The sequence below is a fragment of the Pseudomonas sp. ICMP 3272 genome (assembly GCF_001466905.1).
In the GTDB taxonomy this organism is placed as follows: domain Bacteria; phylum Pseudomonadota; class Gammaproteobacteria; order Pseudomonadales; family Pseudomonadaceae; genus Aquipseudomonas; species Aquipseudomonas amygdali.
Genome location: NZ_LKEK01000064.1, coordinates 56,889 through 78,462 on the forward strand (window position 1 = coordinate 56,889; position 21,574 = coordinate 78,462).

Annotated in this window: 21 protein-coding genes; 4 read left to right on the forward strand and 17 right to left on the reverse strand. The window is 59.0% G+C overall.

The window, feature by feature from the left end:
• Window positions 1-27 precede the first annotated feature (27 nt).
• The 11 genes from AO068_RS17995 to AO068_RS18040 form a co-directional block, all read right to left on the reverse strand.
• Entirely contained in the window at window positions 28-969 is a 942-nt protein-coding gene (locus AO068_RS17995; protein WP_058401606.1) for a sugar ABC transporter substrate-binding protein, read from the reverse strand.
• 41 nt (window positions 970-1,010) lie between these two features.
• Window positions 1,011-1,181: a hypothetical protein gene (locus tag AO068_RS28950; protein WP_154618444.1), complete on the reverse strand. Its 171-nt coding sequence runs from the start codon at window positions 1,179-1,181 to the stop codon at window positions 1,011-1,013.
• A gap of 252 nt (window positions 1,182-1,433) precedes the next feature.
• The gene (locus AO068_RS18000) at window positions 1,434-2,453 is read right to left on the reverse strand and encodes a Gfo/Idh/MocA family protein (protein WP_058401605.1); all 1,020 of its coding nucleotides are present in this window, start codon (window positions 2,451-2,453) and stop codon (window positions 1,434-1,436) included.
• A gap of 66 nt (window positions 2,454-2,519) precedes the next feature.
• Window positions 2,520-3,380 (reverse strand): sugar phosphate isomerase/epimerase family protein, encoded by an 861-nt coding sequence (locus AO068_RS18005; RefSeq protein ID WP_058409046.1) that lies wholly within the window; start codon window positions 3,378-3,380, stop codon window positions 2,520-2,522.
• Window positions 3,381-3,431: 51 nt separating this feature from the next.
• Window positions 3,432-4,442 carry a Gfo/Idh/MocA family protein gene (locus AO068_RS18010; RefSeq protein ID WP_002554084.1) on the reverse strand — a complete coding sequence of 337 codons (1,011 nt, stop codon included), beginning with the start codon at window positions 4,440-4,442 and terminating at the stop codon, window positions 3,432-3,434.
• Between the two features lie 67 nt (window positions 4,443-4,509).
• A complete protein-coding gene (gene iolD / locus AO068_RS18015) occupies window positions 4,510-6,447 on the reverse strand; it encodes a 3D-(3,5/4)-trihydroxycyclohexane-1,2-dione acylhydrolase (decyclizing) (protein ID WP_058401602.1) in 1,938 nt (645 codons plus the stop codon).
• 58 nt (window positions 6,448-6,505) lie between these two features.
• Window positions 6,506-7,336, reverse strand: a complete 831-nt coding sequence (locus tag AO068_RS18020; RefSeq protein WP_058409047.1) for a TIM barrel protein — start codon at window positions 7,334-7,336, stop codon at window positions 6,506-6,508.
• A 35-nt stretch (window positions 7,337-7,371) separates the two neighbouring features.
• On the reverse strand, window positions 7,372-8,874 hold the full coding sequence (locus AO068_RS18025) for a CoA-acylating methylmalonate-semialdehyde dehydrogenase (RefSeq protein WP_058409048.1): 1,503 nt from the start codon (window positions 8,872-8,874) through the stop codon (window positions 7,372-7,374).
• 28 nt (window positions 8,875-8,902) lie between these two features.
• Window positions 8,903-9,712 (reverse strand): 5-deoxy-glucuronate isomerase, encoded by an 810-nt coding sequence (iolB, locus tag AO068_RS18030; protein WP_058401599.1) that lies wholly within the window; start codon window positions 9,710-9,712, stop codon window positions 8,903-8,905.
• 13 nt (window positions 9,713-9,725) lie between these two features.
• Window positions 9,726-10,631: a myo-inosose-2 dehydratase gene (gene iolE / locus AO068_RS18035; RefSeq protein WP_058409049.1), complete on the reverse strand. Its 906-nt coding sequence runs from the start codon at window positions 10,629-10,631 to the stop codon at window positions 9,726-9,728.
• Between the two features lie 46 nt (window positions 10,632-10,677).
• A complete protein-coding gene (locus AO068_RS18040; protein ID WP_058409050.1) occupies window positions 10,678-12,615 on the reverse strand; it encodes a bifunctional 5-dehydro-2-deoxygluconokinase/5-dehydro-2-deoxyphosphogluconate aldolase in 1,938 nt (645 codons plus the stop codon).
• Between the two features lie 309 nt (window positions 12,616-12,924).
• Between AO068_RS18040 and AO068_RS18045 the strand changes: the two genes are divergently transcribed.
• Window positions 12,925-13,833, forward strand: a complete 909-nt coding sequence (locus AO068_RS18045; RefSeq protein WP_010212666.1) for a MurR/RpiR family transcriptional regulator — start codon at window positions 12,925-12,927, stop codon at window positions 13,831-13,833.
• Between the two features lie 19 nt (window positions 13,834-13,852).
• On the opposite strand, the gene AO068_RS18050 is transcribed toward AO068_RS18045, so the two are convergent.
• The 3 genes from AO068_RS18050 to AO068_RS18060 are packed head-to-tail and all read right to left on the reverse strand — an operon-like array spanning window position 13,853 to window position 16,880.
• Window positions 13,853-14,851 (reverse strand): lysylphosphatidylglycerol synthase domain-containing protein, encoded by a 999-nt coding sequence (locus AO068_RS18050; protein WP_004665741.1) that lies wholly within the window; start codon window positions 14,849-14,851, stop codon window positions 13,853-13,855.
• Window positions 14,848-16,098: a cardiolipin synthase ClsB gene (clsB, locus tag AO068_RS18055; protein ID WP_058401596.1), complete on the reverse strand. Its 1,251-nt coding sequence runs from the start codon at window positions 16,096-16,098 to the stop codon at window positions 14,848-14,850. Before clsB ends, AO068_RS18050 begins: the two co-directional genes overlap by 4 nt.
• The gene (locus AO068_RS18060) at window positions 16,095-16,880 is read right to left on the reverse strand and encodes an endonuclease/exonuclease/phosphatase family protein (protein WP_002554095.1); all 786 of its coding nucleotides are present in this window, start codon (window positions 16,878-16,880) and stop codon (window positions 16,095-16,097) included. Before AO068_RS18060 ends, clsB begins: the two co-directional genes overlap by 4 nt.
• A gap of 216 nt (window positions 16,881-17,096) precedes the next feature.
• Between AO068_RS18060 and AO068_RS18065 the strand changes: the two genes are divergently transcribed.
• Window positions 17,097-17,636 (forward strand): cytochrome b, encoded by a 540-nt coding sequence (locus AO068_RS18065; RefSeq protein WP_004656874.1) that lies wholly within the window; start codon window positions 17,097-17,099, stop codon window positions 17,634-17,636.
• A 1-nt stretch (window position 17,637) separates the two neighbouring features.
• Here the strand turns inward: AO068_RS18065 and AO068_RS18070 are convergent, their stop codons facing one another.
• The 3 genes from AO068_RS18070 to psrA all read right to left on the reverse strand — a co-directional run bounded on the left by AO068_RS18070 (window position 17,638) and on the right by psrA (window position 20,221).
• Window positions 17,638-18,378: an S-methyl-5'-thioinosine phosphorylase gene (locus tag AO068_RS18070; RefSeq protein ID WP_002554097.1), complete on the reverse strand. Its 741-nt coding sequence runs from the start codon at window positions 18,376-18,378 to the stop codon at window positions 17,638-17,640.
• A gap of 9 nt (window positions 18,379-18,387) precedes the next feature.
• Window positions 18,388-19,386 (reverse strand): beta-N-acetylhexosaminidase, encoded by a 999-nt coding sequence (nagZ, locus tag AO068_RS18075; RefSeq protein WP_177342383.1) that lies wholly within the window; start codon window positions 19,384-19,386, stop codon window positions 18,388-18,390.
• Between the two features lie 118 nt (window positions 19,387-19,504).
• Window positions 19,505-20,221 (reverse strand): transcriptional regulator PsrA, encoded by a 717-nt coding sequence (gene psrA / locus AO068_RS18080; protein WP_004665746.1) that lies wholly within the window; start codon window positions 20,219-20,221, stop codon window positions 19,505-19,507.
• 258 nt (window positions 20,222-20,479) lie between these two features.
• Between psrA and lexA the strand changes: the two genes are divergently transcribed.
• On the forward strand, window positions 20,480-21,088 hold the full coding sequence (gene lexA, locus AO068_RS18085; protein ID WP_003315796.1) for a transcriptional repressor LexA: 609 nt from the start codon (window positions 20,480-20,482) through the stop codon (window positions 21,086-21,088).
• 9 nt (window positions 21,089-21,097) lie between these two features.
• Window positions 21,098-21,568, forward strand: coding sequence for an SOS-induced cell division inhibitor SulA (sulA, locus tag AO068_RS18090; protein WP_058401592.1), 471 nt, complete (start codon window positions 21,098-21,100; stop codon window positions 21,566-21,568).
• The last annotated feature ends 6 nt before the right edge of the window (window positions 21,569-21,574 follow it).

Consider the following 21,574-nt stretch of genomic DNA (forward strand, 5'->3'; position numbering starts at 1 on the left):
AGATCCTCCCGGGCCTGGCGATCGTTGTTATTTGAAGGTGGCGACGTTTTCAGGCGTGATCAGGCGATAAGGGATGATGATCGCCTGGGGCTCGACCTTTTCCTTTTTCGCCATTTTCACGGCAGCATCAATCGCTCCGTCGGCCTGGCCCTTGGCGTCCTGGAAAACGGAGACTGCGAGGTCGCCCTTGGTAACGGCGTTGAGCCCGTCTGGCGTACCGTCGACACCGGCGACTAAAACGCTGCCTTTAGCCACATCCACGCCTGCCTGCTTCAGCGCCATCGCCGCGCCAATGGCCATTTCATCGTTGTTGGCCAGCACCGCGTTGAATTTACGGCCCTGGGTAAGCCAGTCGTTGGTCAGGTCCATGCCCTTCTGGCGTAGCCAGATGCCGGTCTGCTCCTGATCTATCTTGATGTCCGGGTACTTGGCCAGCACCTCTTTGATGCCCTTGGTGCGGTTTTGCGTGGAGTTGTTGGCCAGGTCACCCAGAAGAATCATGACACTGCCCTTGCCTTTCATTTTGTCGGCGATGTATTGCGCCTGAAGTCGACCTGCCTCCATGTCATCCGACGTAACGGTGGCGACGCCTGCAGGCAGTTTCGGATCGTCAGGGCGGCGGTTGACGTAGACCAGCGGGATGCCGGCGGCGACCGCGTCCTTGGTGATCCGCGCAGTGGCAGCGGTGTCGACAGGATTGACGATCAGGGCGTCGACTTTCTTGTTGACCAGGTCCTTGACCTGGTCGAGCTGTTTGTTGACGTCCGCGCGGGCATCGACGAACTGCAGGTCCACTTTCTCGGTCGTGGACATGGCTTTGGCCTTGGCATTCATGTCGTCACGCAGGTAGGTCAGCCAGGTGTCATCGAACTGCGACATGGCCACACCGATCTTGATATCGGCCAAAGCTGCACCGCTGCCCAACATCAGCGCAATGGCCAATGAGGTCAAAGCAATCTTGGTCTTCATGAGGATCTGTCTCCAGATTATTGTTGTTCGGATGCAGCGAATCAGCGTGACAGGCGGATCCCGGTTGCTCCGGGAATGCAGAACAGTTGCGCGTCCTTGTGTTGCACGCACATGCCACGGGCAACGATTGTGAGAAATCGCTCCATGGTCCGAATCCAGAATGAAGAGGTGGCAGAACGCTTGGCGGTGAGGCCAGAGGTAGGGGTTTTCATCGACAGTACCTATCTTTTGTTTTGTTTTTGTTGGTGTGCATCTCGTGACTTGAAAGACCTTCAAAGCCCGAGTGATTCGATAGTCGGTAACCTGAAAAAGACTCTATTGGAAAATATTTTCCAATTCAACTGGTTTTAGAATTTTATTCCATTTCATTTTTATTCGGCTGCAGATACGACAAAGCCCGACGCTTGTCAGGCGTCGGGCCTTGTCCGATGGCAGGCTTTTATATGCAGCGTGGCACACGATGATTACAGCACCACAACCCGCCCTTCACTGGCGCTCAAGCGGGCTGCATCCATGACCTGTGCCGATGCAATGGCATCATGAGGATCAACCGGATTACCGCCCTGCTCGTCAACGGCGCTCTGCAACAGGCGGTAGAACTCAAGCCAGCAGCCGCGCTCCGAAGGCACACGCTCGCGGTGCTCACCCTGCTCGAACCAGCCCCAGCGCCGATGCTCTTCGACACCCCAGCGCTCGCCCTCGGACCGTGGCGTGAGGCCGGCAAACGCAGCCTCCTCCTGACCGTCCAGCCCTTCGACGCTGTAACAACCCTTGGTTCCACTGACCCTGAAACGCGGCTTGGGGGTATTTTGCAGACAACTGCCTGACAGGTGCGAAGTCACACCGCTGGCATGACTCAAGGACACGAAGAACGTGTGGTCCAGTACGTCTTGCGGCGTAGCGAACTGCAATTCTGCGTACACCCGCTCGACCGGCCCGAACAGTACCAGTGCCTGATCCACCAGATGACTGCCCAGGTCACGCAGCATGCCACCACCGCTGGCCTTGCCGACAGAGCGTGGCGAATAGCGCTCGATACTGGACTCGAACCGGCTGATCTGCCCCAGCGCCTTGTTGTCGATCAATTTGCGCACGGTGAGGAAGTCGGAATCCCAGCGCCGATTCTGATAAACGCTAAGCAGCACGCCCCGCCGTTCGGCCGCTTCCACCAGCTCGCGCGCCTGGGCGGCGTCGCTGGCAAAGGGTTTGTCGCTGACCACCCCGACGCCCAGCTCTATCGCTTCAAGGATCAACGCTCGGCGCGAAGCCAGGGGCGTGGAAATCACCACGACATCGACCCCGGCAGCGACCAGCTCAGCCAGCGTGTCGAAGGTTGCCACGCCGGGATGATCGTTGGCCACTTCCTGCTTTCGCTCGGGTGAACGGGTGACAACGCCTGCAAATGTGGCACCGGGCAAACTCGAAATCAGCGTTGCATGAAAGTAACGCCCGCCTTTGCCGTAGCCCACCAGCCCTGCTCGCATGGATATCTCCTGTAGTCCATGAACCTCATGGCCGCAGCCCTCGGTCGTGTATTGGATGCCGCCGTTTCAACGAAGCAGCTCGCTTTTGACCCGCTCCAGCATGAATCGGCTCGATTCATCTGCGCGCTCCTCCCAGGCAAATACGGCCACTGTGGCAATACCGTCGAAATCAATGTCCCGCAATGTCGAGAAGAACGCGTCCCAGTCCACCTCGCCCTGCCCGATGTCCAGATGCTGATGCACCGTTGCCGTGACGCCAGGCGGGTTGACGATGTAGCGCAGGTTGGACGAAGCCCGGTGATTATAGGTGTCGGCAATGATCAGGTGGGTGAGCTTGTCACCTGCGTACCGCAGCATGGAGGCAATGTCCCCCACGCCATCATCGTAGAAAAAGGTGTGTGGCGCGGCATACAGGTAATTGATCCAGTCCCGGTCCAGGCCGCGAATGATGTCGACTGACTCGTTGTTACGTTCGCAGAAGTCATAAGGATGCGCCTGGATATCGAGCCGGATGCCTTCTCGCTCGAAGCACGGCATCAGTTCATCCATGGATTTCATGAACTGGTTTTCGCACACCAGTGCATGATCGGATTGTCCGCTGAACTCGGTATTCATAAGGTCGCAGTCCATTTCCACAGCCACCTGAATGGCGCGCTTCCAGTTGCGCACCGCTGCAATACGCAAGTCTTCATCCGGAGCAGCCCAATGGTACAGCGGCAACAGCGAGGAGAGTTTCACACCAGCATCGCTCAGGGCTTTGCGAAACTCCCTGATCCGCGCACGATCCACGCGCGGGTACTTGTAGAACGGCATGAAATCTTCGCGCGGTGAAAGCTCTATGTAGTCGTAGCCCAGTTCCGCCGTCTTATCGACCATCGCACCCAGCGACAGGTGGCTATACATATAAGGATCCAGTGCGATGCGCATGATGCCCTCCCTTTTACTGTTTGAAAGACAGCCCGATTCCAGACACCTCTGTCAGTCATAAAACGCGGGACGCATCTCCAGGGCAATCGGTACGACCGCTCCGCTGTTCTGCGCCTGAACACAGGCATCGGCGGCCACCGCAGCGGCATAACCGTCCCAGGCAGAAGGCCCGTAAATCGTGCCCGCGTTGACGCCATCGATGAAGTCCTGCAACTCGACGTCATAGGCAGCAATGAACCGGTCTTTCCAGTCCATCAGGATCGCGTTGGACAATTTCGCTTCGCTGCGCAACTGCACCTGAGAAGGCTCGGGCAGTTTGGCAATGCCGCTCTCGCCGACCACTTCACACTGGATGTCGTAGCCGTACTGGCAGTTGACGAACACTTCGACGTCGATGCGCGTGCCTCTGGCCGTTTCCAGCATCACGATCTGCGGGTCTTTCATGTGCGCGAGGGCCTTGCTGGTCTTGCGCGGGAACACCACCTGCACCGACACATAGTCATCGTTAAGCAACCAGCGCAGCACATTGAGTTCATGAATCAGCGTGTCGGTGATGGCCATGTCGGTCTTGTAGTTCTCGCCGACCCGAGGGTTGCGGTGCGCGCAGTGGAGCATCAGCGGTTCGCCGATCCGGCCGCTGTCGATCACCGATTTCAGGGCGCGATAGCCCTGATCATAAGGGCGCATGAAACCCACTTGTACCAGACGCCTGCCGCTGGCGATCTCGGCCTCGACGATGTGTCGGCAACCTTCGGCGGTTACGGCCAAAGGCTTTTCGCAGAACACCGGCTTGCCTGCGGCAATGGCCGCCAGCACGTACTCTTCATGGCTGGGGCCCCAGGAACAGACCAGCACCGCTTCGACGTCGGGCGCGGCAATCAGCGCGTGGCCGTCGGCATACACTTCGGCACCGATGTCCAGCTCGCGCACCACTTTGGCTGCCTGCTCCAGGTTGATGTCGGTGACGGCTACCACCTGACTGCCAACCAGCGTCTTGCTGCAACGCCGGATATGATCCTGACCGATTGCGCCTGTACCGATCACGCCGAGTTTCAATGCCATTTTCATGTTCCTTTTTTTATTGGATGTTGCCGTGAACGGGTCACGGGCGCTGAACGATAAACAGTGATCAGTACTGTCGAGCCTTGGCCAGTTCGCGGTTGAGTTTTTCGTAAACCTGGGCCGTGGTGCCGGTCGTTGATACTTCGGCAACGCCGACACGCCACCACGACAGGTATTTGTGAATCATGGTCTTGGGCAGGACCTTGATGTCGATCAGCGTCGATACCGTTTGACGTTGCGCATCGACAAGCACCTGGCGCAGTTGTTCGGCGGTGCTGACCTTGTAGGTCTTGCAGCCATAGGCGGCAGCGCTCATGGCGAAATCCACCGGTACAAAGTCGCCGTCGAGCTTGCCTGTGTCGGAATTGCGAAAACGGAACTCGGTGCCGAAACTGTCCATGCCGTGTTCCATCTGCAGGTTGTTGATGCAGCCGAAAGTCATGTTGTCCAGCAACACCACGTTGATCTTGCGCCGCTCCTGAATCGAGGTCGCCAGCTCTGAATGGAGCATCATGTAAGAGCCATCACCGACCAGCGCGAAGACCTCGCGGTGCGGCGCAGCGAGCTTGACGCCCAGTGCCGCATTGACCTCATAGCCCATGCATGAATAGCCATATTCGACGTGATAGGTGTCGACCCCGGTACTGCGCCAGGCACGCTGCAGGTCACCCGGCAAACTGCCCGCCGCCGCAACGATCACTGCATCGGCAGGCAGGTTCTGGTTAAGAATGCCCAGTACGCCGCTCTGGGTCAGACACGAGCCGGTCAGCTCGATGAACTCGCGTAGCACGGCCGGGTCCAGGTGATCGTTGATTTCCGGGACGAAATCCTCGCTCTGGTACTCGACCGCATACAGGCGATCAACCTCGGCATCCAGCTGCGCACGGGCTGTCTGCGGCGCATCGCCCCAGGCAGCACGGTAACCGCTGGCTTGCAGGCTTTCAGTCAGTGCCTGCAATGCCACCTGCGCATCGGCCAGGACCTGCACGCCATCCAGCTTCTGCACATCGAAGGCGCCGACATTGAGGTTGAGAAATTGCACATCCGGGTTCTGGAACAGCCATTTCGACGCGGTGGTGAAATCGCTGTAGCGGGTGCCGACGCCGATGATCAGGTCCGCCTCTTTCGCCAGCTGATTGGCCGCCACCGTGCCGGTCTCGCCGATGCCGCCCATGTTCAGCGGGTGCGCCGAAACGATGGCACTCTTGCCTGCCTGGGTTTCGGCGAACGGGATATCGAAGCGCTCGGCAAAGGCTTGCAAGGCGTCGGCTGCGCTGGAATAACGCACGCCACCACCGCAGATCAGCAGCGGTTTGCGCTTGCCGGCCAGCAGCTTCAACGCATCGTCAAGCATGGCCTTGCTGGGCGGGCGGCGGTCGATACGGTGCACACGTTTTTGCAGGAAGCTGTCCGGGTAATCGTAGGCCTCGGCCTGCACATCCTGAGGCAGCGCCAGCGTGACGGCACCGGTATCAGCCGGGTCGGTCAGTACGCGCATGGCATTGAGCGCTGCGCTCATCAACTGCTCGGGACGGTTGATACGGTCCCAGTATTTGCTCACCGCCTTGAATGCATCGTTGGTGCTGATGCTCAGGTCGTGAAACTGCTCGATCTGCTGCAGCACCGGGTCAGGCTGGCGGCTGGCATAGACGTCCCCCGGCAACAGCAGCAACGGAATGCGGTTGGCCGAGGCGGTTGCGGCGGCGGTGATCATGTTCGCCGCGCCTGGCCCGACCGAAGAGCTGCACGCGTAGATCTTGCGCCGCAGGTGCTGCTTGGCAAAACCGATGGCGGCGTGGCACATGCCCTGCTCGTTACGGCCTTGATGAACCATCAGGTCGCCGCTGTCCTGTTCCAGCGCCTGCCCAAGACCCAGCACGTTGCCATGCCCGAAAATGGTGAAGATGCCAGCGACGAATTTGCTCTGCACGCCGTCGACTTCGACGTACTGGTTATCGAGAAACTTCACCAGGGCCTGGGCCATGGTCAGTCGGGTTGTACTCATGTTCGCACCTTGTTGTTGTTTGAGGTGGCCAGGGTTTGAGATGGCCTGACGGCGCAAGTCAGTGACGCTGCGAAACGGCTCGTGACAAGTGCGTCATGCTCGCCGCTATCGCCTGAGGAATGTCAGTCAGCGCGTGGACGCTTTCGGCGAACGGTTCGAAGGAAAGATGGCCCTGATAGCCGCTGTCCAGCAAACGCTCGATCTGCGATGCATTACCCAGAATGTCAGCTTCGCCGACCAGCACGCGATGGCCATCGCGAATGCTGTTGAGCGGTGCCTGCGCATCCTCGACACCGGAGATATGCACCAGCCCGGTCAACTCTGGAAACAGCTCGACCTCACCGGCCAGGTGGTGGTGAAAGGTGTCATGAACCAGCCGATAAACGTCCAGCCCACCCACCGCCCTGATTGCGTCCACCGCCTGACGTTTGAGGCGCAACGAGCACTCCTCGAAGCCCAGCGGTTCGACGAAGCCGAGAATGCCGTGCTCACGAAGAATCGGTGCCAACGCAGTCAACGCGGTGCGCAACCCCGAAGCGCGCTGCGCGCCGTTACGCGGATCTGCACGGTCATTGAGCGGGCATAGCACCAGACCGCGCGCACCGCAGTCGCGAGCGTACTGCGCAAGCTTCGTCGCCTGGGCTGCGCGCTCTTCATTCCAGACATCGAATGGGTACAGGGCGTTGATGGACAGCACCTTTACCCCCCGGGCAGCGCAAAGGTCACGAACGACCTGGGGTGCAGAGCCGTCCTCGATCTCGATACCCTTGAGGTCGTTGCGAATCTCGATGGCATCGGCACCCAGCTTCACCGCCAGATCGACGAAACCTTCCAGAGACAGGCGCGGCGCGACCATTCGATTAAGGGCGAAACGCAGAGGTTGGTTCATTGTTCTTGTTCTCCGCAACATTCCATTGATGAAGGCTATTTGGCAGTCGGCATACTGAACTCGGGGCCTTTGGCAATACTGTCCGGCCAGCGCTGCATGACACTCTTGTAGCGACTGTAAAAGCGCAGGCCTTCTTCGCCGTACGCGTGGTGATCGCCAAACAGTGAACGTTTCCAGCCGCCAAACGAATGCCAGGCCATGGGCACCGGGATAGGCACGTTGATACCGACCATGCCGACCTTGATGGTCCGCGCAAACGCACGGGCCACTCCACCATCGCTGGTAAAGCACGACACACCGTTACCGAATTCGTGTGCGTTGACCAGCTCGACGGCGCTGGCGAAATCCGCGACGTGAACGATGCCCAGCACCGGGCCGAAGATTTCCTCCTTGTAGATCTGCATATGCGGCGTGACGTGGTCGAACAGCGTCGCGCCGACGAAAAAGCCCTGCTCGGCACCCGGCACCTTGAAGTTGCGGCCATCGACAATCAGCTTCGCGCCCTCTTTGACGCCCTGATCGATGAAACCCTCGACCTTGGCCTTGTGCACGGCGGTGACCAGCGGCCCCATGTCCGAATCGGCCTGCATGCCGTTGCCGACCTTGAGCTGGTCGATGCGCGGCAGCAGCTTGTCGATCAGTTGCTGGCCGACATCGCCCACCACCACTGCAATGGAGATGGCCATGCAGCGCTCACCCGCCGAACCATACGCCGCCCCGATCAAGGCATCAGCGGCTTGATCCAGGTCCGCATCGGGCATCACGATCATATGATTCTTGGCCCCACCCAGCGCCTGCACGCGCTTGCCGTGGGCCGTGCCCTGCTGGTGAATGTACTCGGCAATCGGCGTCGAACCGACGAACGAAATGGCCTCGATGTCAGGGTGTTGCAGCAACGCATCGACCGCCACCTTGTCACCCTGCACCACATTGAATACGCCATCAGGCAGACCGGCTTCCTTGAGCAGGCGCGCCATCAGCAGACTGGCAGACGGGTCGCGCTCGGAAGGTTTGAGGATGAAACAGTTGCCGGTCACCAATGCCATGGGGATCATCCACAGCGGCACCATGACCGGAAAGTTGAACGGCGTGACCCCGGCGCAGACGCCCAGAGGCTGACGCAGGTTCCAGTTATCGATACCACCGCCAATGTTGTCGCTGAAATCACTTTTCAGCAGGCTGGGCGCACCGCAGGCAAATTCGACAATCTCGATACCGCGCACCACTTCACCACGCGCATCAGACAGCACCTTGCCGTGCTCGCGGCAGATGATCTGCGCCAGCTCGTCGTGGTGCCGGTCCAGCAATTCCTTGAACTTGAACATGACCCGCGCCCGGCGCAGCGAGGACTGATCGGCCCAGCCGGGAAAAGCAGCCTTGGCCGAAGCGACCGCTTCATCCACGGTTTTCACGCTGGCCAGCGCAACGCGCGCTTGAACAGTGCCGATTGCCGGGTTGAAGACATCGCTGTAACGCTCACCATCGCCGTCATTCAGGTGTCCGTTGATGTAATGGCCGATCACCGGTGACTCGTTCATCTCATGCCTCCAGAGTAAAAAGGGGAAATCAAAGATCCAGCAGCCAGCTGTGCTGCGGGTCGTTATGGAACTGCCAGGCGCGCGTCGGACCGGCCATCACGTTCAGGTAATACGATTCGTAACCGTAGGGCACGGACACTGGGTGATAGCCTTTGGGCACTGTCACCAGATCATTGTTTTCCACGGCCATGGCCTGATCGATACTGCGGTCATCGGTGTAAACCCGCTGGAAAACGAAACCCTGCGGCGGGTTGACCTGGTGGTAATAGGTCTCTTCGAGAAAGCTTTCGTGGGGCAGATTGTCCCGGTCGTGCTTGTGTGGCGGGTAGCTGGACGAATGCCCTGAAGGAGTCCGCACCTCGACCACCAGCAGCGAATGCGCCGGTTCACTGTCCGGCAGGATGTCGCACACGTAACGGGTGTTGGCCCCTTTGCCGCGTACGCTGCGTTTCATGCTGCCCGGCATGATCAGCCGTGCCGCAAGCTGTTTGCGCGCATCGCCCGGTGCCGTGCATACCGCCAGGTGCAGCGGCCCACGCGCAACGAACTCTGCCTGACTATGCGGTGGCAGGTAGACCGCAAACGGCGATTTTTCCTCGAAAACTGATTGCCGGTCGCCGATGTTTTCCCAACTGAAAGCGCCCTGCCCCGGTGCTTCGCCATTCACGCTGGCGTGCCCGGCCAGCAAGACCACGCACAGTTCGTTTTCTTCGGCACCGAGAGGCAGGCGCTCTCCGGCTTCCAGACGGTAGGCGGCAAAGTTCACGTACTCGAGCGAACCGGGCGCCAGCGCCACGATGTCACGGCCCTGGGGTTTGCTTTTGGTCAGCAGATTCATGGATAGATCCTCCTTATCGCGCATCGGCCAGCAGTTGGCGCAGGGTGTCATAGCCCTTTTTGGCATACACATAACTCGGCGCTACCGCTGGGTCCTGTTCGGCCTCGACCACCAGCCAGCCGCTATAGTTGGATTGCAACAACACCTTGAGCAGCGCTGAAAAGTCGATATCACCATCACCTGGCACCGTGAACGTGCCATTGATGATGCAGTCCGGAAAGCTCCAGAGATTGTTGCGTGCCAGTTGCACCACAGGTTTGCGCACATCCTTGAAATGCACATGGCAGACACGCTCGATGTGCTTGCTCAGCACCTGCAAAGGCTCGCCGCCGCCCATGTAACAATGCCCCGAATCGAACAGCAGCCCGACTTCCTTGCCGGTCAGTGTCATCAGCCGATCAATATCCTGTGGCGACTCGACGTAAGCGCCCATGTGGTGGTGATACGCCAGGCGCACGCCTCGGGATAGAGTGAAACGCGCCAGTTCGGTGAGTTTTTCGGCATATTCATGCCAGGCTGCATCGGTGTGAAAACGCGGGCGCTCAACCAACGGAATGCGCTGCCCCTGAATCGAGTCAGCCACTTCACCGTACACCAGCACCGACGCGCCATTCTCGGCGAGCAATTGCACATGCGGGGTAATGGCTTCGATTTCTTCGGCCACCGAGCGCCGCGCCAGACGGCTTGAATACCAGCCGGACACCAGCGCCAGATCATAGGGCCGCAGCACATCACCGACCCCCTTGGCATCTTTCGGAAACTTGCCGTTGAGCTCAAAGCCTTCGTAACCAATGGCTTTGCCTTCGCTCAAGGCGGTGCTCAGAGGCGTCTCTCCGCCGAGGGCCGGCAAGTCATCGTTGCTCCAGGAGATCGGGTTGATGCCGATGCGGATCCTGGGTGTGGAAATGGAAACGGGCATGGCTGCACCTTTTTTGTTGTTATCGCGACGTCAGATCAAGAAAGAGTCAGGCGCGGCTTTCGCGCCAGGACTCGATCAACCAGTTGAAGGTGCTCTGCACCCGACTGACCAGCGCCGCATCGTCTATTTCCCCGGCCATCCAGGCCCGGCTTGGCTCGCGGAATATGGTCCGGCCCACGGCAAAACCCTGGCAGACGCGGCTGTGTCGTGCTTCGGCAAAACCGGCAGCGAGGTCTTCGACAGGCGCATTGAGCCCGAGCAGTACCACGCCACGGCAATACGGATCGCGCTGCTGGATCAATTCGTCCAGTTGCTGCCAGACCTGCGCACTCTGCGCCTCGATCTTCCACCACGCAGGGTAGATGCCCAGGTTGTACAAACGCTTCAGCGACCGAACCATCACGTCGGGATGAGACGAGGGGTGATCCTTGGGCGGAATGATTTCCAGCAGCAGTTCGTGACCACTGACTTTCGACGCGTCGTAGAGCGCCTTGATCTGCGCTTCCTGCTCCAGGCGCAGCATGGGCTCGTCATCGGGGTGATATTGCACCAGGCACTTGATGATCTGTTCTTGCGGCCAGGCGAGCAGATTGCTGCCGATGGAGCGGCCATGCTCGAACGCCAGCGGTCTTGAACCCTGCACTTCCACCGGACGCGCCACCCACCAGCCGCGACCGGTCGCAGCGTTGAGCGAATCCTGACCGAAGCGCTGGTCGGCAAGCAGCCCGACATCGGCGTCGATGCCGCGCTGGCGCAGGCCGGCTTCGACCCGCTCAACCGCCTGCACGAACAGTTGCTTGAGCTGGCTGATGCTGCTCAGATCACGCCCGGCCTGCTGGGCCAGCTCGACCAGTTGACCGCGATGATCGAAGGCGAAGATGAACAACTGCCGCCACTGCTTGCGCGGCACGCTGACCTGATGCAGCCGTTGCAGGGCGACATCCTGATCAGGCCGGGTAATGGGGTGTGGGCTGTTGAACAGGTAGTCGAGTTCTGCAGGCGTCGGCATCGCGGGCGCACAGGCATGCCGCGACACCACCAGCCCGCCACAGGCATTGGCCAGCTGGCAGCAGCGCTCGTCGCTGGCATCCTTGAGCCAGCCGCTGAGAAAACCGGACATGAACGCATCGCCAGCGCCCAGCACGTTGAGCACTTCCACCCGCACGCCAGGGTAGATTGCGCCGTCTTCAAGCCGGGCAGGAATGGCGCCGTGAATCACTGTGCAACCTTGCGGGCCGAGCTTGACCACAAGCGTCGCGGCAGTCAGTTCGCGCACGGTACGCAGGGCCGTGAGCAAATCGGTAGAGCCGCCGGCAATCTGAAATTCTTCTTCAGTACCGACAATCAGATCAAAACGCGGCAGGATGCGCTGCACATGCTGGCTGACCTTCTGATCGGCAACAAAACGTGTCTCGCCATCAGCCTTGCCCGCCAGGCCCCAGAGCACCGGACGATAATCGATATCCAGCACGCGTTTGACGTCATGTTTTTCGGCGTAGTCGAGTGCCTGGCTGCTGGCCTTGAACACTTGATCGGTAGAGAAATGCGTGCCGGTGATCAGCAGCGCCTTGCTCGACGCGATCTGCTGTTCGTCGATGTCCTCGGCACGCAAGGCCATGTCGGCGCAATTTTCGCGGTAGAACACCAGGGGAAACGTTTCACGATCCTTCAGCCCCAGCAGCACCATGGCGGTCAGGCGCTCGGGATCGCGCTTGATAGCGCTGACATCACAGCCTTCGCGGGCCAGCGACTCGACCAGAAAGCGGCCCATGTGGTCATCACCTACCCTGCTCAGCATGGCTGACCTGAGCCCCAGCCTGGCAGTGCCGAATGCGATGTTGGCCGATGAGCCGCCCAGGTATTTGGCGAAACTGGAAACGTCTTCCAGCCGCGCACCTACTTGTTGCGCATAAAGATCGACGCCCAGGCGTCCGAGGCAGATCAGATCCAACTGACGCCCAGTGGCAAAGCGTGTCTGGCCCATGGTGGCTCCTGTTATTTTTATCAGCCTGCAGCGCCTGCATCATGTGTACACGCTGCTTTGTGAATGCAGCGTAAAACGTCGAGCCTCATCAATCAATATTTATTCTATAATTATTTTTTGTGGAATATTTTTTCCATACTGCTATTCAAGTGCTGGCACAATGTACAGGCGGGTAAGCTATAGTCGTCCCCGCCCAAGGCAGCCCAAATCGTCGGACGCACAACTGCGCTACCCTGAAAGACGTTGCGCTGTAAGAAATTGCCCTGAAAGAACATGTGCCCTGAAAGAACAAGTAGAAAGGATTTGAATATGACCAGCGCCGATCAGCCCACTCTGCCCGAGACGAGCGTCGACATGCCGCCGACCAATGCCGAAGGCCTGCTAAGGCTGATCACTGATGAGTACGACGGTTTACCGCGTCAACTCAAGCGCATCGCCAGCTATATGAGCCAGCAGAGCGACCGGATCATGGTTGACCGGATCAGTGACATTGCCCGCGAGTGCGAAGTCCACCCGTCGGCCATCGTGCGCTTTTCCCAGCGTTTCGGGTTTAGCGGCTTCAGTGAGATGCAGGCGTTGTTTCGCGAGGCTTACACGCACAAGACCACGCCGGTGCAGAACTACCAGCAACGCATCCGCAGCATGATCGCCAATAAGTCTCAGAAGGCCCACTCGGGTGATCTGGCACGCGAATGCGTGAGCGCAACGCTCTCCGGGCTGGAGCGTTTGAGTGCAGAGCTGGACGACGATGAGTTCGAAAAGGCTGTAGATCTGGTGGTCAACGCCGACAATATCTACGTGGTGGGTGTGCGCCGCTCATTTGCCGTGGCGGATTATCTGGTCTACAACCTGCAACACACCAACAAGCGTATTCACTTGATATCGGGCCTGGGGGGCAGCTATCGAGAGCAGATGCGCAGCGTGCGTGCCAACGATCTGGTGATTGCCATCAGCTTCACGCCCTACGGCAAGGAAACCCAGCATTGCCTGCGCATCGCCCAGCATCATCAGGCCAAGACGCTGATCATCACCGACAGCAATCTGTCGCCGCTGGCCAAGCGTGCCAACTCGGTGTTGCTGGTCAATGAAGGCAGCTCGTTCGCCTTCCGCTCGCTGAGCGCCACCCTGTGCCTGTGCCAGGCACTATTCATTGCAGTGGCGTATCGGCTGGAGCTGAAAGTCGACGAGATCCACGAGCAGGTCGGGTTTGATGATTGAGGGCTGAGATTCCCGGCCCTCAGGTCTTCGCTTCCTGCCCCATTCGCTGCTGGTTCTTCTGGCCCATTTTCTTCGCGCGTTTTTCCAGCACCAGATACACCACCAATGCAATCAACAGCGGCAGCAGGAAGTAAATGGCGCGGTAGCCAATCAGAGCTGCCAGCAGACTGCCCTTGGAGAACTGGTGAGCCAGCAAGGTAATGAATACAGTCTCAAGCACGCCCAGCCCGGCTGGAATGTGAGTAATGACACCCGCGATGCTGCTGATCAGCAACACACCGAGAATCGCCGGGTAAAACGCCTTGTCGGGCAGCAGCGTGTAAATCACCGCAGCCATCAGCGACCAGTTCAGAGCCCCCAGGCTGGCCTGCATCAAGGCCTGCTTCATCGACGGTAGATTGAATTCCTGATCACGAACGGTCCATGAGCGCTTTTTGGAAAAGCGGCAGGCCAAGAGGTAGGCAAAACACACTGCCAGCAGTCCGAAACCGATCAATTGCAGGGTCGTGGTGCCGATCGACCATTCCTCTGGCAACTCCAGAAAACGCATCGAAAACACGAAACCGGCCAGCAGCATGTAACCCAGCCAGTTGGTAATCAGGCTGAGGCTCAGAATCCGGGTAATGGTCGAAACGTCCAGCCCCAGCCGGGAATACAACCGGTAACGCAAGGCGATGCCGCCAACCCATGAACTGAGATTGAGGTTGAATGCGTAGCAGACAAAGGTCACAGGCACAATCTGCTTGATCGACAATGTGTGACGGGTGTAATAACGCGCCAGTACGTCAAAACCGCAATAGGTTGCGTAACTGGCGAAGGCCACAACGGCGGCAATGGCCAGAGTGCTGGCCTTGTAGGACGACAGCGCCTGCTTGACCTCTTGCCAGTCAAGGTTCTTGACCAGCAGAAACAACAGGACCGGGACAGCAATGAAGAAAAACAGATTGAATATCCGCTTTGCCCATTTCCATTTGGCTCCCTGCGCACTTCGCGGCGCTGCATTTGCGGCCTGAGTCATGAAGTTTTCTCCTGGTCCATGTCGTGGTTGTTCTGCTGCTGTTCGATGACTTTCGCTTCCGGCACCACGTCACCGGCCCGTAACGGCTTGAGGCGCACACCGTGAACCGGGAACAGACCGGCAATGGCCGGAAAACGCCGCAGGAAAAAGAAACTCAAGACGATCATCGGCGCACGCCACCACTGACCACGCGCCGCGCCCTTGAGGCTCATCTGCTTACTGTGCGCAGCGGCAAGCTCCATCAGATGGTTTTGCAGATGCTCATTGAGCCCGCGATCACGGATGAACAGATTGGCCTCCAGGTTCAGCGCCAAGCTCAGCGGGTCTAGATTGCTGGAGCCCACGGTGGACCAGTCCTGATCGATCAGCGCGACCTTGCCGTGCAATGCACGTTGCTTGTACTCGTGAATGACCACGCCGTCGCGCAGCAGGTAGGTGTAGGTCAGCCGCGAGCAGACCCGCACGAACGGCATGTCGGGCTGACCTTGCAAAATCAGGGTGACCTTGACGCCCCGCCGTGATGCATTGCGCAGCTCACGCAGAAAGCGGTAGCTGGGATAAAAATACGCGTTGGCCAGGGTGATCCGTTGCTTCGCAGCGCGAATCGCCTCAAGGTACTGCTCTTCGATATCGGTACTGTGCTCGTCATTGTCGCGCTCGGCGAGCAGCATGCTGGCGTCACCGGCGCGGTCCAGCTTCAGTGCAATGGGCGGCAATTTGTCGCGAACGACCTTGCTGAGCATATTCAACGCGCTGTGGTGAATATCCCCAACAATCGGGCCACGGACCAGAACGGCATAGTCCTGTTTGGCCGTCACCCCCGTGTCAGTCATGTGATCAACGCTGTAGTTGATGCCGCCGATAAAGCCCAGTTCGCCGTCAATGACGACCACCTTGCGGTGCAGACGGCGGAACAGGTTGGTGCGCATACCCATGAATCGCGGACGCGGGTCGAACAGCTGAATCTGAATACCGGCATCGATCATGGTTTTGACAAACACCGAACTCAGGTCCGATGTCCCGTAGTCATCTACCGTGACAACCACTTTCGCGCCGTTGGCCGCAGCTTGGAGCAATGCCTGTTGCAAGCCCTCGCCAATCCGGTCTTCAAAGATGATGAAGGTCTCGATCAACACCTCTTTGCGCGCGGCCCGTATGCACTCGAACACCCGGGCGTAGAAGTCTTCACCGTTGATCAGCAGCTCTACCGAGTTGCCATCACACCACTGCCCTGTCGTATTGCTCATAAGGTCAACTCCACCGCCAGCGGTGCATGATCGGAAAGATGAGACCACGGGCGGCTGGACAGTACTTTCGGCCTGTGGGAAGTCGCGTTGCGGACATAGATCCGGTCAAGCCGGAGCAAAGGCCAGCGGGCCGGAAAACTTTTGGCCGGCGCGCCGAAGCGCTCGACAAAAACCTCGTGCAACCCGGTGCCCTCCAGCAAAGCATCGGCGCGCTGACGCCAGTCATTGAAATCACCGGCAACGATTACCGGCTCACCCTCGGGAAGACGCTCCATCAGCTCGGCGAGCAGGTTGAGCTGCTGACGCCGATGGCTTTCACGCAAGCCCAAGTGAACACACACCGCATGCACCCGACCGGCGTATGGCACCTCCAGGATGCAGTGCAGCAAACCGCGCTGCTCGGTGCCATGAATGGAAATGTCGAGGTTCTCGTGCTGGATGATCGGGTACTTGGACAACAGCGCGTTACCGTGATCGCCATCCGGGTACACCGCATTACGACCATAGGCAAAGTCGTTCCACATGCTGTCGGCGAGGAACTCGTACTGGGAAATCGTCGGCCAGTCCTTGACGCTGCGCGCATGGCTCTGGTGCTCGCCGTGCACTTCCTGAAGAAACACGATATCGGCCGATACAGTACGCACAGCCTCACGCAACTCCGGCAAAATGAAGCGGCGATTGAAAATGCCAAAGCCCATGTGCATGTTCATGGTCAGTACATTCAATGAAACACTGGCGGACACTGGCGTTGCTGGGCCGACAGGCGGATTGGCACTGGTCAAGACTTGCTCCCGGGTGAATATTCACGTCATATGAAGCCACCCATCGGCACAGGTTCCGTCCCGTGTCGCCTGTGCTGCGTATTTGCCATATTCAGTCGGGCATATTCAATGGCACTGATCTGACGCTGAAAAAAACGCGTACAAATGAAACGCAGGATCCCGGCAACTGCCTAAACTGCTTACCGGACCTGTAAAAAAGCGACAAGGAATCCAACCGTGGATGCACCGACCTCTCAACGCTACACCGCACGAGCCAGATGGCTGCACTGGGTCATGGCCATACTGATTGTGCTGGCGTATACCCTGATTCTGAGCCGCAGTCAGTTTGGCAAGGGTTCTGAATACCGCACACTGGTCGTGCAGAGCCATTTCTGGGTGGGGATTGTGATTCTGGCCATGGCGTTTTTCCGCGTCGCCGAGCGTCGACGGCATCGTCCGCCCGGCATAACGCCGCCGCTTGAAGGCGCGTTGCGCTTAGCCGCGACACTTACGCATTACGCGCTGTATGCGTTCCTGTTCGCTCAGCCTTTATTGGGTCTGCTGACGGTGATGGTGGAAAAAGGTGCGTTACCCATTCCCCTCACCGACCTGCAGATACCCTGGCCCCTGCCGACCTCGGATCGCAGGGCCGAAACGTTCGAAGATGTGCACAAGCTGCTGGGCTCGATCTTCTATTACGTCATCGCCCTGCACGTAGTCGCCGCGCTCTGGCATCACCTTGTGCGCAAGGACAATACCCTCAAGCGCATGCTGTAAGTCAGGAGGCTGACAGAACCCGGGCGAGCGTGGCTTTTACCTTGCCCATACCATCGCGCAGGGCCTGTTCGATTTCTGCCATGGTTATGACAGTGGTCGACTTGCCCGCTGCCGGATTGACCACCAGCGCCAGGCAGGCGTATTCCAGCTCAAGCTCACGGGCCAGAGCGGCCTCGGGCATACCAGTCATGCCGACGATGTCGCAGCCATCACGCTCAAGGCGGATGATTTCGGCGACCGTCTCCAGGCGCGGCCCCTGAGTACAGGCATAGACACCCCGATCAGAGAACTCGCACCCTTCAGCGGCCAGTGCTGCAACCAGCCGCGCCCGTAACGCTTCGCTGTAGGGATAGCTGAAGTCGATGTGCGTGACCTCTTCCAGATCATCGGCAAAGAATGTGTGCTGGCGACCACTGGTGTAGTCGACCAGATCATGCGGCACGCAAAAGTGCCCGGTGCCCATCGCTGGATGTATGCCACCCACCGCATTGACCGCCAGAATCGCTTCGGCACCGGCCTGCTTCAAGGCCCAGATGTTGGCCCGGTAGTTGACCTGATGCGGTGGCAAACGATGCGGATGGCCATGCCGCGCCAGAAACATAACTTCGCGACCGGCATAATCGCCGATCTGGATTTCGCCGGAAGGTGCGCCATAAGGCGTGTTCATCGGCAAGGATTGCCGAATGTTCAGGCCTTCCAGCTGGGTCAGGCCAGTACCGCCAATAATCGCGTAAACAGTCATCGCAAATCCTTAATCGATCAGTTGAGCAGCGCGCAGGGCCTGAAGCGCGGCCTGCCAGCGCGGGTGTTGCCGATAATCGGTACTGGCTGATGTCTGACCGCGCATACGCGCGATGCGCGGCGAAGGCCTGACTTTCAAGCGCTGGGCCGCACCGAGGGCCAGTTCTGCCGCAGCACGGTCATTGCATACCAGACCCATGTCGCAACCCGCCGTCAGCGCAGCCTCGATACGGCTGGCGGCATCACCGACCACGTGGGCACCGGCCATCGACAGATCATCACTGAAAATAACACCGTCAAATTTCAGTTCGTCGCGCAGGATGTCCTGCAGCCAGCGCTTGGAGAAACCGGCGGGCTGCGAATCGACTTTCGGGTAGATGACATGAGCTGGCATCACTGCAGCAAGCTGCCCGCTCAGGCGTGCGAACGGCACCAGATCGCTGGCGCGAATCTGTTCCAGGCTGCGCTCGTCATTCGGGATAGCCACGTGAGAGTCGGCTTCAGCCCAGCCGTGGCCAGGGAAATGCTTGCCGGTCGCAGCCATGCCGGCCGCGTTCATGCCACGAATAAACGCCCCTGCCAGCAACGCCGCACGCTCCGGGTCGCCCTCGAACGAACGCGTCCCGACGACCGCGCTGCGCTGGTAGTCCAGATCCAGCACCGGAGCAAAACTCAGGTCCAGGCCGACAGCCAGCACTTCGGTAGCCATCAGCCAGCCGCAATGCTCGGCCAGCAGCACGGCATCTGGCTTGTCGGCAATGGCGCGCATCGGCGGTAGACGCACGAACCCCTGCCGCAGGCGCTGGACCCTGCCGCCCTCCTGATCCACTGCCAGCAGCAAGTCCGGGCGAACGGCGCGAATCGCCGCACTCAGCTCACGAACCTGACGGGGATGCTCGATGTTTCGGGCAAAGATAATCAAACCGCCCACTTCGGGCTGACGCAGAAACTGACGGTCTTCGCTGGTCAGCCAGGTGCCGGCGACATCGACCATCAGGGAGCCTTGCAGGCCAGAACTCATAGAAAAAACCCTTACACACCAGTGCCCATTTGCAATCCGGGCATGGTGCTTGATCCTGAAGCCTGACGCAATGCGATGCGCCGGTACATTAAGAAGGCTTTGAGCGTCAGGCCTTGGCGACAGCAGGCGTGCCGGTGCTGCTCTTGCTGCGCGGCCTGAGTTGAGCGGCGATCATGGTCGGGTCACTGACGCCGGTGTCAGCACGCATGCCTGCGGCGAGAAATGGCACCATCAGGCGCATGACCTGCTCGATGGAGGTATTGACGCCAAAATCGGTTTCGGCAATCGCGCGCAAGGCCTTGATGCCGGACATGCTGAATGCAGCGGCACCGAGCATGAAGTGCACGCGCCAGAACAGCTCGATAGGCGGAATACGGGGGGCGGCTTCGTTGACCAGTGTCATGTAACGACGGAACACCTTACCGTACATGTCTTCAAGATAACGGCGCAGGTGGCCCTGACTCTGACTGAAGGCAAGCCCTAAAAGACGCATGAAGATCGACAGGTCGTTACCGCTTCTCGGTTGCACGACAAGCGCCTGCTCGACGAGGATCTCCAGCAGTTCTTCCAGGCTCGGCTTGTGTTCGGGTTTTGCCTGGCGACGCTCCAGCTCGCGATCGAGACTGATGCAGAACGGGCCGAGAAAACGTGAGAACACCGCCTGAATCAGCGCCTTTTTCGAACCGAAGTGATAGTTCACCGCAGCCAGATTGACCGAAGCCTTGCTGGTGATGAGACGCAAGGAGGTTTCAGCAAACCCCTTTTCTGCGAATAACTGCTCGGCAGCATCAAGAATGCGTTCAACGGTTTCCGACTGGGCCATGGCTCTCTGCCTAACAAACGAACGTTTGAAACATACGTATCAGGCGCCCTGCTTGTCAAGCGGACCCGTTCATTTTGTGGCCGAACAGTCACGAAAATGGATGTTAAATGACAATAGACAGCTTATGCAGCGCTTTTTGACGCAAGGCTTTGCAACCACCCGCTGCACCGCCCGGCGGCGAAAGTAAAAAGGATGATTGCCAACGCGCGTTCACTGTATATAATCCCAGTCACTGTATAAAAAGCCAGAGCGCCCATCATGATCAAACTGACGCCACGCCAGGCTGAAATCCTGGGTTTCATCAAACGCTGCCTGGAAGACAACGGCTTTCCACCTACACGTGCGGAAATCGCCCAGGAGCTGGGTTTCAAATCGCCCAACGCAGCGGAAGAACACCTCAAGGCATTGGCTCGCAAAGGCGCCATCGAAATGACCCCTGGTGCCTCACGCGGCATCCGCATTCCCGGCTTCGAAGCTCGGCCGGATGACAGCAGCCTGCCGGTCATTGGCCGCGTTGCAGCTGGTGCGCCGATTCTGGCTCAGCAACATATCGAAGAGTCCTGCAACATCAACCCTTCCTTCTTCCACCCCAGCGCCAACTACCTGCTGCGCGTTCACGGCATGAGCATGAAGGACGTCGGGATTCTGGATGGCGACCTGTTGGCGGTGCACACCACTCGCGAAGCACGCAACGGCCAGATCGTGGTTGCCCGGATCGGCGACGAAGTCACCGTCAAGCGTTTCAAGCGCGAAGGCAGCAAAGTCTGGCTGCTGGCCGAAAACCCTGATTTTGCCCCCATCGAGGTCGATCTCAAGGATCAGGAACTGGTGATCGAAGGTTTGAGCGTCGGCGTCATTCGCCGCTAAGGAGGCGTTATGCAGTTCCATCAAGCACCGCATTCACAATTGCCACTGTTCGAGGCGTTTCTGGCTCAGCCCATCGCCCCGCTGCTTGCCGATGCAGTCGAAACACCCTGGGGCAACGAGCCAGAACTGTTCAGTGAACTGTCTTTGCGCGGTGCCGCCGGGAACTGCCTGAGCCTTCTGGCCCCTATCCTTCGGGAACTGAGCGAAGAAATCGACGCACGCTGGCTGACGCTGATTGCGCCACCCTCAAGCCTGACCCAGGCCTGGTTGCGCGATGCAGGACTCAACAGGGAACGGATTCTGCTACTGCAGCCGCGCGGCACACAAAGTGTGCTGGAGCTGACTCGCGAAGCACTCAGACTTGGCCGTAGCCATACGGTTGTGAGCTGGATCAATCCACTTGGCAGCGCGGCGCGCCAGCAATTGATCAGTGCTGCAAAAATCGGGGAAGCACAGAGCCTGAACATCCGGCTGGGCTAAAAAGCC

Coding starts and splice junctions, on each gene's coding strand:
- AO068_RS17995 (WP_058401606.1), bottom strand. CDS start 969: ATGAAGACCAAGATTGCTTTGACCTCATTGGCCATTGCGCTGATGTTG.
- AO068_RS28950 (WP_154618444.1), bottom strand. CDS start 1,181: ATGAAAACCCCTACCTCTGGCCTCACCGCCAAGCGTTCTGCCACCTCT.
- AO068_RS18000 (WP_058401605.1), bottom strand. CDS start 2,453: ATGCGAGCAGGGCTGGTGGGCTACGGCAAAGGCGGGCGTTACTTTCAT.
- AO068_RS18005 (WP_058409046.1), bottom strand. CDS start 3,380: ATGCGCATCGCACTGGATCCTTATATGTATAGCCACCTGTCGCTGGGT.
- AO068_RS18010 (WP_002554084.1), bottom strand. CDS start 4,442: ATGGCATTGAAACTCGGCGTGATCGGTACAGGCGCAATCGGTCAGGAT.
- iolD (WP_058401602.1), bottom strand. CDS start 6,447: ATGAGTACAACCCGACTGACCATGGCCCAGGCCCTGGTGAAGTTTCTC.
- AO068_RS18020 (WP_058409047.1), bottom strand. CDS start 7,336: ATGAACCAACCTCTGCGTTTCGCCCTTAATCGAATGGTCGCGCCGCGC.
- AO068_RS18025 (WP_058409048.1), bottom strand. CDS start 8,874: ATGAACGAGTCACCGGTGATCGGCCATTACATCAACGGACACCTGAAT.
- iolB (WP_058401599.1), bottom strand. CDS start 9,712: ATGAATCTGCTGACCAAAAGCAAACCCCAGGGCCGTGACATCGTGGCG.
- iolE (WP_058409049.1), bottom strand. CDS start 10,631: ATGCCCGTTTCCATTTCCACACCCAGGATCCGCATCGGCATCAACCCG.
- AO068_RS18040 (WP_058409050.1), bottom strand. CDS start 12,615: ATGGGCCAGACACGCTTTGCCACTGGGCGTCAGTTGGATCTGATCTGC.
- AO068_RS18045 (WP_010212666.1), top strand. CDS start 12,925: ATGACCAGCGCCGATCAGCCCACTCTGCCCGAGACGAGCGTCGACATG.
- AO068_RS18050 (WP_004665741.1), bottom strand. CDS start 14,851: ATGACTCAGGCCGCAAATGCAGCGCCGCGAAGTGCGCAGGGAGCCAAA.
- clsB (WP_058401596.1), bottom strand. CDS start 16,098: ATGAGCAATACGACAGGGCAGTGGTGTGATGGCAACTCGGTAGAGCTG.
- AO068_RS18070 (WP_002554097.1), bottom strand. CDS start 18,378: ATGACTGTTTACGCGATTATTGGCGGTACTGGCCTGACCCAGCTGGAA.
- psrA (WP_004665746.1), bottom strand. CDS start 20,221: ATGGCCCAGTCGGAAACCGTTGAACGCATTCTTGATGCTGCCGAGCAG.
- lexA (WP_003315796.1), top strand. CDS start 20,480: ATGATCAAACTGACGCCACGCCAGGCTGAAATCCTGGGTTTCATCAAA.
- sulA (WP_058401592.1), top strand. CDS start 21,098: ATGCAGTTCCATCAAGCACCGCATTCACAATTGCCACTGTTCGAGGCG.